At 41.3% G+C, this 13,228-nt stretch carries 15 protein-coding genes, 1 tRNA gene and 1 pseudogene; 2 read left to right on the top strand and 15 right to left on the bottom strand.

Features of this window, described 5'->3' with window-relative positions; genetic code table 11:
• Positions 1-34: 34 nt before the first annotated feature.
• The 6 genes and pseudogenes from PHP87_RS03925 to PHP87_RS03900 form a co-directional block, all read right to left on the bottom strand.
• Entirely contained in the window at positions 35-808 is a 774-nt protein-coding gene (locus tag PHP87_RS03925) for a helix-turn-helix domain-containing protein (RefSeq protein WP_299918664.1), read from the bottom strand.
• The gene (locus tag PHP87_RS03920) at positions 805-1,590 is read right to left on the bottom strand and encodes an AraC family transcriptional regulator (protein ID WP_299918663.1); all 786 of its coding nucleotides are present in this window, start codon (positions 1,588-1,590) and stop codon (positions 805-807) included. Before PHP87_RS03920 ends, PHP87_RS03925 begins: the two co-directional genes overlap by 4 nt.
• 1 nt (position 1,591) lies before the next feature.
• On the bottom strand, positions 1,592-1,777 hold the full coding sequence (locus PHP87_RS03915) for a DNA-binding protein (RefSeq protein WP_299918672.1): 186 nt from the start codon (positions 1,775-1,777) through the stop codon (positions 1,592-1,594).
• Between the two features lie 365 nt (positions 1,778-2,142).
• Entirely contained in the window at positions 2,143-2,532 is a 390-nt protein-coding gene (locus PHP87_RS03910) for a hypothetical protein (RefSeq protein ID WP_299918661.1), read from the bottom strand.
• A gap of 31 nt (positions 2,533-2,563) precedes the next feature.
• Complete coding sequence (locus PHP87_RS03905) at positions 2,564-2,725, bottom strand: hypothetical protein (RefSeq protein ID WP_299918658.1); 162 nt, start codon at positions 2,723-2,725, stop codon at positions 2,564-2,566.
• A 788-nt stretch (positions 2,726-3,513) separates the two neighbouring features.
• Positions 3,514-3,672 (bottom strand): annotated as a pseudogene (locus PHP87_RS03900) (secondary thiamine-phosphate synthase enzyme YjbQ); the annotation flags it as partial.
• Positions 3,673-3,832: 160 nt separating this feature from the next.
• On the opposite strand from PHP87_RS03900, the gene PHP87_RS03895 reads away from it, so the two are divergent.
• Complete coding sequence (locus PHP87_RS03895; RefSeq protein ID WP_366942888.1) at positions 3,833-4,294, top strand: DUF4351 domain-containing protein; 462 nt, start codon at positions 3,833-3,835, stop codon at positions 4,292-4,294.
• On the opposite strand, the gene PHP87_RS03890 is transcribed toward PHP87_RS03895, so the two are convergent.
• On the bottom strand, positions 4,288-4,446 hold the full coding sequence (locus tag PHP87_RS03890) for a hypothetical protein (protein ID WP_299918656.1): 159 nt from the start codon (positions 4,444-4,446) through the stop codon (positions 4,288-4,290). The two genes, PHP87_RS03895 and PHP87_RS03890, sit on opposite strands and share 7 nt — an antisense overlap.
• A 253-nt stretch (positions 4,447-4,699) precedes the next feature.
• Between PHP87_RS03890 and glmS the strand changes: the two genes are divergently transcribed.
• Positions 4,700-5,809, top strand: a complete 1,110-nt coding sequence (gene glmS / locus PHP87_RS03885; RefSeq protein WP_299918654.1) for a glutamine--fructose-6-phosphate transaminase (isomerizing) — start codon at positions 4,700-4,702, stop codon at positions 5,807-5,809.
• A gap of 485 nt (positions 5,810-6,294) precedes the next feature.
• Here the strand turns inward: glmS and PHP87_RS03880 are convergent, their stop codons facing one another.
• From PHP87_RS03880 to PHP87_RS03845, 8 genes are all read right to left on the bottom strand, one after another.
• On the bottom strand, positions 6,295-7,458 hold the full coding sequence (locus PHP87_RS03880; protein ID WP_299918652.1) for a hypothetical protein: 1,164 nt from the start codon (positions 7,456-7,458) through the stop codon (positions 6,295-6,297).
• A 172-nt stretch (positions 7,459-7,630) separates the two neighbouring features.
• Positions 7,631-8,005 carry a type II toxin-antitoxin system PemK/MazF family toxin gene (locus PHP87_RS03875; protein WP_299918649.1) on the bottom strand — a complete coding sequence of 125 codons (375 nt, stop codon included), beginning with the start codon at positions 8,003-8,005 and terminating at the stop codon, positions 7,631-7,633.
• 5 nt (positions 8,006-8,010) lie between these two features.
• The gene (locus PHP87_RS03870; protein ID WP_299918645.1) at positions 8,011-8,268 is read right to left on the bottom strand and encodes an AbrB/MazE/SpoVT family DNA-binding domain-containing protein; all 258 of its coding nucleotides are present in this window, start codon (positions 8,266-8,268) and stop codon (positions 8,011-8,013) included.
• An 86-nt stretch (positions 8,269-8,354) separates the two neighbouring features.
• Complete coding sequence (locus PHP87_RS03865; protein WP_299918643.1) at positions 8,355-8,738, bottom strand: nucleotidyltransferase family protein; 384 nt, start codon at positions 8,736-8,738, stop codon at positions 8,355-8,357.
• Between the two features lie 173 nt (positions 8,739-8,911).
• Positions 8,912-9,187 carry a hypothetical protein gene (locus tag PHP87_RS03860; protein WP_299918641.1) on the bottom strand — a complete coding sequence of 92 codons (276 nt, stop codon included), beginning with the start codon at positions 9,185-9,187 and terminating at the stop codon, positions 8,912-8,914.
• A 328-nt stretch (positions 9,188-9,515) separates the two neighbouring features.
• Positions 9,516-10,019, bottom strand: coding sequence for a DUF6431 domain-containing protein (locus PHP87_RS03855; RefSeq protein ID WP_299918638.1), 504 nt, complete (start codon positions 10,017-10,019; stop codon positions 9,516-9,518).
• Between the two features lie 561 nt (positions 10,020-10,580).
• Complete coding sequence (locus PHP87_RS03850) at positions 10,581-12,710, bottom strand: ATP-dependent DNA helicase (protein WP_299918637.1); 2,130 nt, start codon at positions 12,708-12,710, stop codon at positions 10,581-10,583.
• A 355-nt stretch (positions 12,711-13,065) separates the two neighbouring features.
• A tRNA-Leu gene (locus tag PHP87_RS03845) sits at positions 13,066-13,150 on the bottom strand.
• Between the last annotated feature and the right edge of the window lie 78 nt (positions 13,151-13,228).

Raw genomic sequence — 13,228 nt, 5'->3', positions numbered from 1 at the left:
CTGGCTTTCTCTTATTACTTTTTATGGCAATTTTTTATTCTGACTTTTTCCGGTAAGCAGAAGGGGAAAGTCCGGTTTTATTTTTAAATACTCGGGCGGAATGGCCGTTATAGTCCATGTTGCAGGCAGCAAAGGCTTGGGCGATGGAAAGGTTGGTATCCAGCAGCTTCTCCTTCAATTTACTGATTTTATAATTAGTATAATACTCATGAGGCGTTACACCGGTATGCTTCTTGAACAGCTTTGCGAAATGAGCTTTGCTGAGGCATGCCGCCTTTGCTGTTTCGCTTAGGTCAAAAGGCTCCTGCCAATGGGTTTCTATGTATTCTTTGGCCAGGGCAATTTCTTCTTTCCCCCGGTATATTTTTTTAAAGATAAAAACAGCGGCAAAGCATTCTATCACACCATCAGCGTTTACCAAAGGAAAACATGTAATGTCTGAGCTTATAGTTTGTATATCCCTGTCTTCCACATTAAAATAACGAATCATGTCCTGATAGGGCGCATTGAAATCGGTGAGATATATGGTTTTGCCCGTCAATACCTGCCTGACCCGGTCCATAACGCCAAGATCACGCACGATGGGGTCCTCAAAAACATTGTATCTGCCCACATGGGATTCCACGCTTTTTATGCCTATCATCTCCAGCGTCGCTTTGTTAATCATCCTCGCCGTCCCGTCAAGGGAAAAAATCTGAATCGGATAGGGGAAGAACTCGATTACTTTCGCAAGCAGTTCCTGTTCCTTAAAAAGGGACTGGAAGGATTTTGCCAAGCTCCTTTGCGCATCATCAACCTGATCTTTCATGGATTATCCTCCGCTTCTTTTTGACTTGACAATTTCCGGTAAGCGGAAGGGGAAACACCGGTTTTGTCTTTAAACACTCGGGCGGAATGGCCGCTATAGTCCATATTGCAGGCGTCAAAAGCCTGGACGATGGTAAGGTTGGCATCCAGCAGCTTCTCCTTCACTTTGCTGATTTTATAATTGGTATAATACTCATGAGGGGTTACGCCGGTATGCTTCTTGAACAGCTTTGTGAAATGGGCTTTGCTGAGGCAGGCCGCCTTTGCCGTTTCGTTCAAGTCAAACCTTTCCAGCCAGTGGGTTTCTATGTATTCTTTTGCCTTTTCAATTTCATCCTTGCCGCGATAAACCCTCCTGTTGATCAAAAATGCCGCGACATAGATCACCCGTTTTTCGTCATCCAGAATAGGGAAAACCGTAATATCCTGATATACGGCCTCCACATCGAAATCCTTTATGCCATACCGCTCCGCAATATCTTCCAAAGGCACTTTGACATCCGGGAAAAAGACCGTTTCTCCCTGAAAAGCCCGCTTTACCACTGGGAGCTGGCCCGAGGCGACAATGTAAGGATCTTTGAATATATTGTACTTCCCGACAACCATGTCCGGGCTGATAGTATGATATTCAGCCAGCATAGCCTTATTTACCAGCACCGTGGTTCCGTCCGGAGCGTAAATCTGAATCGGGTAGGGGAAGCACTCGATCACTTTGGCAAGCAAATCTTCCTTTCCAAAGAGCGATTGGAAGGACTCTATAATATTGTTTTGCATGTCTTTCATACTACTTCCCATCTTTTAGTCCCTTTTTATACCTGCCATCTTCAGGCTTTTCCGCGTCCTTAGGGAGCAGCCACATATTGCCCATTTTCTCTGCCCCCTCAATCCGTCCATCTGCACAGTACAGTGTTACCATCCGGCTTCCGATACCCCATTTTTCTCCTGCTTCTTTCACAGTCATATAATTCAGCATGGTATCCCCCATATTGTTTTTTTTATTGTACTACAGATTTCAGTATATTTCCATGTTTAGAAATATACTGAGGCCGGAAATGCCTGAACGCTCTGAACACTTTTAAGCACAACCCGCAATATTGCCGATTTTCTGCGCGTCATTGATACGGTCAGTTGCGTAGCGGTACTGTCCGGCTTGTGATGTCCTTTTTTCCTCAGCTTCCCTTACTGATGTAAGTCATTCTGGTCATCGCAATTTAAAACGGCGAGGTGGCGCTGCTTGAACCTGCCGCTCATCTTATCATATACGCCAGAAAAAAGGACGCGGAATTATCGCCTTTTTTCAGATAGCGCCTCTCGGTTATTTTGAATTGTCAGGGGTCACACCATCCTTTGACCGGCTTCGGGCTGCGTGTACTCCAGCTCCATCTCCCGGTCGTTGCGACGGATGATGCCATAGGCTGTTGTATAGAGATTGGTTTCCTGCATCAGCTTGAAGTCCAGACGGGAGAAGTGAATGAGCTTGAGTTCCGGAGCATCCTTGGGAATCTGATAGCGGTCCAGGAATTTCTGCATCGCGTAGTCCTCCACGGAGGACAGCTCCAGATAAAAATCATAGCAGTCGAGGTTTTGGGTCAGGTTAAGCGCCTGATCGATATCCGCACAGCAAGCGGTTTCGAGGGCGGCTTTAAACTTCGGCAGCTCATTCCATGTTAGCCTAATTCTGGCTTGGTTATTTGATAAATCGGGGTCAGTGGTGTTGGTTACCATCGCAATCCCTGCCCAGTGTCCTGAAAAGCCTTCAGCCTGTGGCTATCATTTTATCCCAACCAGAATTCGTACTAAGATATTTTATCTGATCGGCTGGAACTGGCTCAAATATCGGTTGCGTATCGGCAAAAGCTGGTTGTACCATACATACAAGTAACGCCATTATAATAACCAAAATACTTTTTTTACGCATTGTAAGACCTCCTTTTAAATTTTCATAAAAATAACAGCCTATCTGTTTTGATAAGCCGTTATGTTAGAATTATATTGGTTGTTGGTGAAGACCCTCGATTCCTGGTGTAATACTGGGAGAGGGGGTGATAGGATTGAACACAGTAGAAATACTGCTGCTTCTCTCTTTAATCGTCTCGATTATCGCAGTAACGAAGAAAGACTGATGATCCGCATCAGCCTTTCCGAATAGAACCTCTATAACATATTCGCCCCAGGAATTGTAATACTCTTCCCGATGGCCTGGGAGGTTTTCAAGTGACCGCTTGAGAACCTCTCATTTATATTATATACATTATTTCAGAAAAAACCACCGGGTTTAAGATTATTAAACTTATTGAATTCCATCTGCCGTTCTTATATCAAAGAAATGTACCGTATGCCAACCCCATTCTTTTTGCATTGAGCTTCCACCATAAAAAGCGATGGCTTCGACATCCTTTTCGGTGATACTGTACCCAACGGTCATTGTCAATGACTTATAGAAAGATTATTAACTGTTATACTGGTAAAACCAATTTTAATACTTACAGGAGTATTGATCAATTCATAAAGCTCATCACCAATAGCGATGTATCTAAAGGTGCTACCTACCGGACTAATCGGGGTAACTGGAGTAATTGGAGTAATCGGAGTAACTGCTGGGGAGCTCCCGTTTAAGAATGCTGCATAAAAATATAAATCTTGTTATATGATGCACCCATTTTTCAACGATGCTTGTGCCTGCGGGTACAAAATGCTTAGATGGGTTTAGATGACAGATACTTTAACATAATAAGAGCGTTGCCGCGGACCATCAAATTCGCAGAAATAGATTCCCTGCCAGGTTCCCAGCAACAAGCGGCCAGCAGTTACCGGTATAATTTGCGATATATCTATGGTGCTGGCTTTCAAATGGGCTGCGGAATCACTACGGCATTAGCAAAAACTTATTATGAATAACAGTCGCGTCACCTGACCTTTATAGTATAATATTTACAGGAATTATGAATATTTATTTTATGACCTTTCACGCTATACCGATGATGAGATAAAAGGTGAAGCAATAAATAGAATAGCAACGACTATAATGAGAGATATATTCACGAAAGACAACAACGGCTTGCTGGGTTCCGTCTTTAGAGCAGTAAGCTATCTGCTGGAATTAGATGATAAACAGACAGGAATAGAATACTTTGAAACCCTGATGAGGTATATATTCAGCGCCAGAACCGATTTGACCAGGGCGGATTTCAATGAAGTGGTTAAGAAAATTGAGACTACCTATCCGGAAGGGAGTGAAGCGGTGATGACTTTAGCGGAAATATTCAGAGAAGAAGGAAAAGAAGCAGGAAGAGAAGAAGGAATGGAAACAGGAGAAGCAAAAGCTCTTGCCAGAACTGCGATAAAGTTACTGACTAAAAAATTCGGATTGTTACCAGAGGAATTTAAGGCGGGGATATCAAAATTAGACCCCCCCACTTTGGATGTTATGATTGATGGCATTTTGGATTACGAAAGCCTGGAAGAGGTAAAAAGGTATCTTCAGTAACCACAATAACTCCGTAAATAAGTCCGGGGGCAGTCCCCGGACAGTACCATCCCTTCCCTTACTCCTTCTTGCTCGATCACATTCTGAACCTGAGCAGTTATATCAATCATTTGCTCGTGCTGCCCTGTAGCTAGCTTAAGCTGATGCAGCATATGCAGCCCTCCTCTCATTTTCTTAAGATGATGCCAGTTAGAAATTGCTTCCTAACTCTACCAGTTTAGCAAAAAGCCGGTCATTTGAAAACCTGAACATAATTGCATATTGTATAAAGTATTTTATAAAAAATTCAATATTTTTTATAGCTACAATCGCTGAGTTTATGTAGAATATAACTATTGTAACTCCATTGATCCATGGCTAATTACAGGGAGATGAACAGCTCAATAAATTAAGGAGGGGTATCTTGTGGTAGGGAGTCTAACAAGCGAGGATAAGGGCGATTTTGAACACTTCATGCTTAAAGAGATTTTCGATGGGCCGGAAGCATTACGACAAACTTTAAGAGGTAAAATAAGGGATAATAAAATCGTTTTTAGTGAGCTTAAACTTGAAGTCCAGGCTATTAACAAAATATTTATTGCCGGATGTGGCACCGCTTATCATGCCGGGCTGGTAGGCCGCAAAGCTATTGAAGAACTGGCCGGCATTCCGGTGGAAATCGACCTGGCTTCTGAATTTGCTTATCGCACGGCATTATGGCAGGCAGGTGACCTGCTTATAGTTATTAGCCAGTCCGGCGAAACCGCCGATACCCTGGCGGCCCTCTACAAGGCAAGAAAAGCGGGAATTCCTATTCTGGCCATAGTAAATGTCCCTGATAGTACCATAGCTCGTTTAGCCGATATGGTTATTTACACTCAGGCAGGACCAGAAATCTCCATAGCCTCAACCAAAGTTTATTTGACTCAGTTACTGGTTCTATACCTGCTAGCTTTATATTTTGCCCAGGAAAAAAATGCGCTGCCGCCAGAAGAGCTTATGGCCTGTATTAATGCCATTGCCACAATTGACCAGTATGTAGAAAAAGCCCTGACCCAACAACCCCGCATAAAGGAAATAGCCAGTCATTACTACCATGCCAATAATGCTTTTTTCCTGGGCCGGGGCTACGATTATCCAGTTGCTATGGAAGGGGCCTTGAAGCTTAAAGAAACCTCTTATGTACACGCTGAAGCTTATGCTGCCGGAGAACTAAAGCATGGTCCCATTGCTTTGCTCAATGGAGATGTTCTGGTAATGGCTCTGCTTAGCCAGGATGCTCTGCTTGAAAAGACTCTGCCCAATATCAATGAAATAAAATCCCGGGGAGCTACAATTATTGTTGTTTGCAAGGAGAGTTTGCAGGAACATTGCCAGGAGTATGAAAACAGAATTGTCATTCCTGACACTAATCCCTTGCTAGCCCCCTTGGTGGCGGTGATTCCTTTACAGCTATTCGCTTACTATATGGCTATCTTCCGTGGTACCGAGGTGGATAATCCCCGTCATCTTACCAAAGCGGTTACGGTGGAATAAGGGGCGGGTCTATATCAATGCTTATTCTCCCTCTCGAGGCAAACTATAGTTGTTGGTATATAAAAATTATTGTAGTATGGTAGTTTTGCTCTGGCAATCTTCATTGTGAATAAAATGGCAGGACGGTAGGATAGTAGAATAAGGTTGAAACCGTGCTAAAAAGCACACCCTTCCGGGTGTGCTTTTTATTTTGTTCGCATAAATAATATGCACATCCATACTTCACCAACGCTCGCTTTGTATATTAAGAATAACAGTCGCGCCACCTGACCTTTATAGTATAATATTTACAGGAAGGCAGGTGATGAAATGAAAATCCACAATCCCCATGATAGATTCTTCAAAGACGATAGAGAGTCTCCCAGAGAAGGAGCGTGCGGCCACGGAGGCTATGCTGGAAGTTTTTTCCGTTTATGCCTGTCCTGTGTTTGGTATTTCCGGGTCTGGAGGCGGCCTTTTGAAGACAAATCGGATTTGCATTATACTTAAGCTGAGGTGGTGTTAATGCAAGATTGGAATAAACAAAAAACCGTAGGCAGACATAAACCTGCAGTGGCCAATCCCTTTTCACCTGAATGGGTATATTCTTTTACGAAAGAGTATCCACTGATAGTACGAAAACTCGTAGCCGTATGCGAAAAGTTTAGTTTTTCTCCCAGTAAATGATAAAGTGATTCATCAAATGTTCGAAAGGCACTTAAGGCTTTAAATGCCATGCTCGTATCTTGATCGGTATATCTTAAAAATCTATGTATTGCCTGGGTTAGTATCTTTTGGCTCCTCTTTTCGAAGGGATAATCATTTGAATCAAACGCTATCCCTCGCCTAATCTTTGCTAATTCCGCATCAGCACAAAGGCCCAGTAAAAAAGGATGAACCAATCCGTGTTCTTCAATATTTGATACTATTGCTTCCCGACGTTCTCCATCCTCTATTCCCGCTTTTTCAAGATATGTTAGCGCATCGCCACTACTCAAGAAATCAACTGCATATAGATCTATATATTCTTCCGGTATTTCCCAATAGTCGTTAACATTACTCCAGTTAGGTGGTTCGCGTCCCGCAACCACTACGACTATTCCATTTTTTAGCTCAAGGTTAGTAAGGAATCTACGCAGCCATATATCAATCATTTCATAATTATGATTAGATGTTATTTTCCCTTCGAAACCCCAAAGGGCTTCATAAGTATCAAAGAACATCACCAGTCTCTGAGGTGTTTTAACCTTGCTCATTGAGGCATTTATATCCCGAGCCAGGTATTCAGGTAGATAACCAAGTAGTTCGTTTTCTCCAAATTTTTGTATGTCCTTAATAACTTTATCATTAATTTTTCTCTTTTTAATGTATTCCCCCCATGCAGGTCCGACCACCTTACCAATCTGTTTTATGATGCCTTTTGCAGGTATGCCGAGAAACTCAAACACTATATCAATAATGCCAAAAACACGATCAATGTTTGTATTCGCAAATAAAGATTTAATAGTATTTTTATCAAGGTGTCGAAATTTCTTAAAATAAAATATTATTGCATAATCAAAAATGAAAAAATCAAACCCTTTATCTCCCAAATCGCGGTGGATTTTCATTAGGACATCTATTGGTTCTTTAAAATTCCAGTACCCGTCCCATGAAGAATCAAAATCCACCAGAACACAAGGAATATCATCAGCATCTTCCGCCTCCTGAAGATGAAGTAGAAATTTATTATCTTCTGCCTCCTCGTATCCTTATTTACTTAAAATACAACTGCTAATTTTACAACATTCCTACTTTAAGGATTTGAAGTGTGAAAGGTAAAAATTTCGTAAAATGATAAAATTAAGAATTTAACATTTTTTCATAAATAGCATTAAAAATAATATTACACTTATTCAATACTTCTTTAGGTGCCTTTTCTATAAAATCATACTGTCTTTCACTTAAATCGAGTACTTTAATTTGATCCATCAAAATATCACCTTTAGTTTGAATATTATATTTATCTAAATTAACTCTAGTAAAAAAAGTGCTAATTGAATTTGTTATTGGAATTACTGTTACTATACCATTTAATTCTTTTTGTTTAACAGGATCTGATATTACAAGTCCAGGTCTATAACCTCTTTGTTCATGTCCCTTAGATGGTGAAAAATTGATTTTTATTATATCTCCAAACTCTAAATTATTGAAATTATTTTTATCTAATTTAATCATAGTTTTTACCAAACTTCTTTCCCAATAGGATTACCCCAGTCAATGTCTATTTTTGGATTTAATTTTTCTCCTTTAGATTGTTCAGCTAAAAGCTCAAATTTTGTTTTTTCTTGTTTCTTCCTTAGTGTTAACTTTTCCCCTTCTATATCAATATCGAAACTTATGTTTTCAAAATTGTTACTATCAATATTTAATTCTTCTAATATTATCTTTGGTATGCGAATAGCTGCACTATTTCCCCATTTGGCTAAATTAATTTTCATACAAATCACCTCTTTTAGAAAATTACCTCTTACAGGGTGTCATGGGGACTCACGAATTCTACCAGCTAAAGTAAGAAACTTTTTATTCATATCTCAATACCCTCAATTTCGATAGCTTTACGCAGAGATTCTCGACAATCCATAGCATCAACTAAATCTACCTTAAATTCTGTAGTTAAGCCTGTTACCGCCCCCACCGCTGCATAAAACCTATTATCCGGTACGCCCCATACAGCTAAATCTATATCAGACCAACGTGTAAATGCAGAGCGATCAGTTAAAGAACCAAATACCACTACTCTTCTTGCGCCATAATTGTTTTTTAAAACTGTTGCGGCTTTTTTAGCAATTTTCCAAGCAGCTTCATAGCGCTCAGCTAAAATTGGTTCTTTCCTAGAAGCACCTTTTGTAAAAGTCAAAGGATATTTTTGTTTATAATATTTTGCTAATTCTTCGCTTTTTACATTCATTTTTAATCCCTGCCTAATCTACATTTCCCTTTTGTAAAATTATACCACAGGCATCCCGTAATCTCAATCGTTGCAAAATAAAATAGCCGCTCAAGCTAAGATTCCAAACCACCAAACTTCCAGCAAACCTTATCTTGCCAGAGGATTAATTCTTAGCTTGGGCATAAATTGTATCAGCTAGCAAGAGCTGAGCCAGGCTTATAGATTTCGTTTTCCATTTTACCAGCTTCACCTAGGGTCAGTAGATTGGTATGATCTCCTTTTAATGTGATCTGGTCAATTCGCAGAGGCTGTTTTTCATTTCTGGGCAGAGAAATGGCCAGGCTTTGCCCATCCGGTGACCAGGCCAAGCTCTCAATTATTTCGCTGTTCTGTGGCCACAAGCTTGTTGCGGCGACCACGCCGGTTTTTAAAGAGGAATTTTCAAGTTGCCATCTGGAATATACCATTCTTGAGGGGCTAGTGCAGCGGTGCCATGGATGGCAAGGAGCGACCAAGGGCCATAAAGCTTTCCCGAACGCCGCTATTTTTGCCTCTATAGATTACTCTGGCAATACCGTCAGGCACTTCGGATGCGGGTATATAGAGCAGTCTTTCCTGTGAGAGGGGAGCTCTAATAATATATTGCGCAAGTTTTTCCAGCCCTTCTTGATCCCCTGGATTAATGACTGGTCCACAATAGACACATTTTCATGTTAACATCTGCTGCGGTATGGATATAGGAAAAAGTTCTGTTGCTAAGCTTTTTAGGTAATTTGTTTACACATCACTCCGTTCTCATGCTAAACTATTGTGCAAGGGAGATAGAAAAGAGCGCTTACATTGTTCAAAAAACCTTTGCGAGAAGGTCTGGATCGTACTAAATCCGTCATTGACAATGTGCAGTATCTTTTTTGCTCCCTTTTTTATGTCTAAACCGAAATCTGGAAGGGCCAAGTCCGGTAGAAACTGTCTTAATCCAATCTGTATAGAGTGTAAATTCATTAGGAATCTCAATATATAGAACTGGACATGCTGCAGACCCAGGTGTAGCTTGGGGTAATGCTCTCTTAAGTGCCGAATAACCCGGGTATAGGACATACTGGATTCAATATGATTAACAATAATCATATAAATCACGGCCAGGGAATACTGGTAGTAGGGTAAACAAAAGGAAGGTAAGTAGGAAATAGTTCTACCGCAAAAGGGGCAATAATAGCGTCTAATCAGTATTCGGCCACGATAGGTGACATCAAGACAGTTCCTCTCGTAGAAACCGTGCTTTTTCGGGGGTATTGGCATTAAACATTCTGGGTTAGGGCAAGCATCAGGAACAGGAAATTTAAAATTCACACCTTGCCGCACATACTCTGCTGGACTAATCGCTGTTAAAAAAATCTGCTGCAAGATTATCACTCCCACAACAAATTCTATATCATTTTAATGCTAAAACAAAATGAGGATTATTGGTACTTTGCTTTAGCATTCATTTTGTTGGCTGATTGTTTAATCCGCTAAAAAAGGCCCCCTTCGGGAGCCATCAATTTGCGGATTAACAGTGTATACTGGGAAAGGTGCAAAACACGTTTTTTAAGAGCCATCCTAGCGGTGTTGACGGTGCCATCAGCGCACGAATTTAAGAGCCACTGGCGCGCGAGGCGGGAGCCACTCCGTATTTTGGCGAAACAGGACAGTTCGTTCCGTATAATCTAAGCTACCTGAGTTTCTGGGCAGGTTGCGAAGCGTAGTGATAATTTTTAATAATAAAGTTTGTTCGAAATAACTTCCAATCATCTATAAATTACCGACCATATAATATTAGATATAAAATTTATCGAAGGAAGCTCCGTCCGTGCTTGTAAATTACCCTAATTTATCTATCCATAACCCGGGTGGCATAGCTTTCACTACCGCTTCGTGGTAATTGGGATTCCATGCTCTGCTGTCCAACAGGGCTATCATGCCGGTGTCGGTCTCCCTCCTTATCAGTCTCCCGCTACCCTGCTTCAATACGGTCAGCATCTCCGGCACGATAACCGTTTGAAGGGGGTCTGATTCCTCTTGTATGGCATTCTCTACCATCCGGGCAACTATCGGATCAAATGGTGATGGAAACGGCAGTTTATCGATAATTAATAATGAAAGGGCCTCGCCTGAAACGTCCGTTCCCTCCCAGAAGGCTCCGGTTGCGAACAATACTGATGAGGTATCTTTTTTGAATTGTCGTAATATCTCATTCGGACCGGCATTACCCTGCTTTAATAAGGTATATGGCAGTTTCTGGGCGTGGATATATTCATATGCGTATTCCATCCTTCGGTGGCTGGTGAACAGTATCAGTGCCCTGCCTCTGGATCTAGTAATAAGCTCCTTGATCCGAACGGCTACGACCTTTGTAAACTCATCTACTTCTTCGCCATCAGTTGCCGGGGAGGGATGGGGCATATCTTTAGGGATAAATATCTTCAGATTCTTCTTATAATCAAAAGGAGACGGATAACTGCACTCCATTATCTTGCGGTCTTTAATACCGAGCCTCCTAGCGACTCCATTAAATTCAGCCTCAACACTCAGGGTGGCTGAGGTCAGGATGACCGGATGGAATGGCAGGTGCTGCCATAAGGCTTTCGCCAGAAACGGGCCGATATCAAATGGTGCCTGAATCAAAACTATGCCTTTTTCTTTCTCGATCCATAGAATCGAATTGGGGTCATCCAGATGCTTGTGGAAATCAGTAACCGATTTATTGGCTTCCTCCACCGAGCTGAATAGTTTATCGTCGGCATCGGAGGAATTCTTCTTTTGGGAGTTAACCAGGTCAACGGAGAATGCTGCTTTGCCCAGCAAGTCAGCAAGGAAACCGATGTTGTCAGACAGGTCTTTAGTGATTGCTATCTTCTGCCGGATGCTCTCTTCTGCAGAGATCTGGGAATATATCTCCGCTTCTATATCCTGCAAAACTTTTTTGCCGGTAAGAGCATCTTTTATATGGTTATATTTTGAATAAACTCTGGTGAGCAGTCCGAACAGATGTCTAAAATCCATTCGGTTCGATAACTCATCCCGGACTATCTCCTCAAACGTATGCGCTTCATCAATCACTAAACAGGTGGGGTTGAACCACAATCTACGGTCTTCACTATCGGTAATCATCTTTAAGTGGCTTATAAGTTGATTGTGATTGGTAACTATAATTCCCTGCGTTATCTTTCTGTGGTCTTTCATGTTCCGGTATTTACAGTCAATACTGCAAAAGGCTTGGCAGTTGTCAGCTGAAACCTTGTTGAGAACGGCCGATGCAAGATTAGGTGCTTTAGCTTCCTCCAAATCCCCCCATTGTGATCCCTTGTACCAGTATGACAAATTCTTATGTTCGGAATTATTTATCTGTTTAGTGTTTTTAAGCCTATCTATGGCTGACCAGCAGGCATAATTACGCCTACCCTTGGAAAGTATTACGTCAGGCACTTTCTTGTAAATGGGTTTATAGAATTCCGTAATGGTTGGAATGTCTTCCAGAGCCAACTGCTCCTGAAGGTTCTTGGTCCGTGTGCTGATTATTATCGGGCCAAAATTAGGGTAGCTTTGAAAATATTTTTGAATGAGCGGTAGTAGATAGGCGAAGGTTTTGCCTGTCCCTACCCCTGCTTCTGCAAATAAGATTGATTTGTTTGTAACAGCATTGTCTATATGTGCTGCTAGCTCGATCTGCGCGTTTCTGGTTTTATAATCGGTGAAAGTGAGGCTTAATTTTTTAAATAAATCCTGCATCGTTAAGACCGGTGGGATTTTTGGTTTGGCAGGTTTCACAGCGTTTTGTTTTAACTTCTTCAAGGTTCTCACTGGCTCCGGGGTTCTCCGGATCGGCTGTTTGCTGAAATTGTTGGCCGGGACCGCAAACATGGCATTACAACTAGAGTTCTGGCAGGTATATATATCTGCTGTCTTAACATGACTCACCGTTGTTGGCGAATTACAAAATTTGCAGTTCATTTAATGCCCCTTTTCTCACTTTAATGTATTTTAATTATATAACAATATAAAGTATGTTCATCCAAATATATCAAATACAAAAACAGGACATCCGCTAAGGACAACCCTGATTTTATGTGAATAGATGTTAGATAGCGAGCTAAAATATTGGTTTTTATATTCTATATTTTGGAATTTGTATATAATAAAATCTTTCAAAATCAGCTTCATGGTAATCTTAGATGTTTTTTTGATAAACTAAATGCAATAAAGGAAGCCAGAAAGAAATAATGACCTCATACTTACATAAGGTCACTGTTCTTGGAAATAGACTAGATACTATTTTCAAACTCCAACTTGGGAGTTTGGATAAGCATGGTGTCGGAGGGGGGACTTGAACCCCCACCCGGTTAAGGATACGCCCCTCAAACGTACGTGTCTGCCCGTTCCACCACTCCGACATTTAATTAATCCGGGGTTTTTCTTTTAAGAAAAGTCTCCCCGACAACGGGTATTATACAATAGGATTCGCCTTAAGT

Source organism: Syntrophomonas sp., from assembly GCF_028707975.1.
Classification (GTDB): domain Bacteria; phylum Bacillota; class Syntrophomonadia; order Syntrophomonadales; family Syntrophomonadaceae; genus Syntrophomonas.
This window is presented reverse-complemented; position numbering and strand designations above follow the sequence as displayed.

Excerpts from the sequence above, each read along its gene's own strand:
- PHP87_RS03860 (WP_299918641.1), bottom strand. The coding sequence starts at position 9,187 with ATGGTATATTCCAGATGGCAACTTGAAAATTCCTCTTTAAAAACCGGC.
- PHP87_RS03850 (WP_299918637.1), bottom strand. The coding sequence starts at position 12,710 with ATGAACTGCAAATTTTGTAATTCGCCAACAACGGTGAGTCATGTTAAG.
- PHP87_RS03895 (WP_366942888.1), top strand. The coding sequence starts at position 3,833 with ATGAGAGATATATTCACGAAAGACAACAACGGCTTGCTGGGTTCCGTC.
- PHP87_RS03920 (WP_299918663.1), bottom strand. The coding sequence starts at position 1,590 with ATGAAAGACATGCAAAACAATATTATAGAGTCCTTCCAATCGCTCTTT.
- PHP87_RS03910 (WP_299918661.1), bottom strand. The coding sequence starts at position 2,532 with ATGGTAACCAACACCACTGACCCCGATTTATCAAATAACCAAGCCAGA.
- PHP87_RS03875 (WP_299918649.1), bottom strand. The coding sequence starts at position 8,005 with ATGATTAAATTAGATAAAAATAATTTCAATAATTTAGAGTTTGGAGAT.
- PHP87_RS03890 (WP_299918656.1), bottom strand. The coding sequence starts at position 4,446 with ATGCTGCATCAGCTTAAGCTAGCTACAGGGCAGCACGAGCAAATGATT.
- PHP87_RS03865 (WP_299918643.1), bottom strand. The coding sequence starts at position 8,738 with ATGAATGTAAAAAGCGAAGAATTAGCAAAATATTATAAACAAAAATAT.
- PHP87_RS03870 (WP_299918645.1), bottom strand. The coding sequence starts at position 8,268 with ATGAAAATTAATTTAGCCAAATGGGGAAATAGTGCAGCTATTCGCATA.
- PHP87_RS03855 (WP_299918638.1), bottom strand. The coding sequence starts at position 10,019 with ATGCCAATACCCCCGAAAAAGCACGGTTTCTACGAGAGGAACTGTCTT.
- PHP87_RS03905 (WP_299918658.1), bottom strand. The coding sequence starts at position 2,725 with ATGCGTAAAAAAAGTATTTTGGTTATTATAATGGCGTTACTTGTATGT.
- PHP87_RS03925 (WP_299918664.1), bottom strand. The coding sequence starts at position 808 with ATGAAAGATCAGGTTGATGATGCGCAAAGGAGCTTGGCAAAATCCTTC.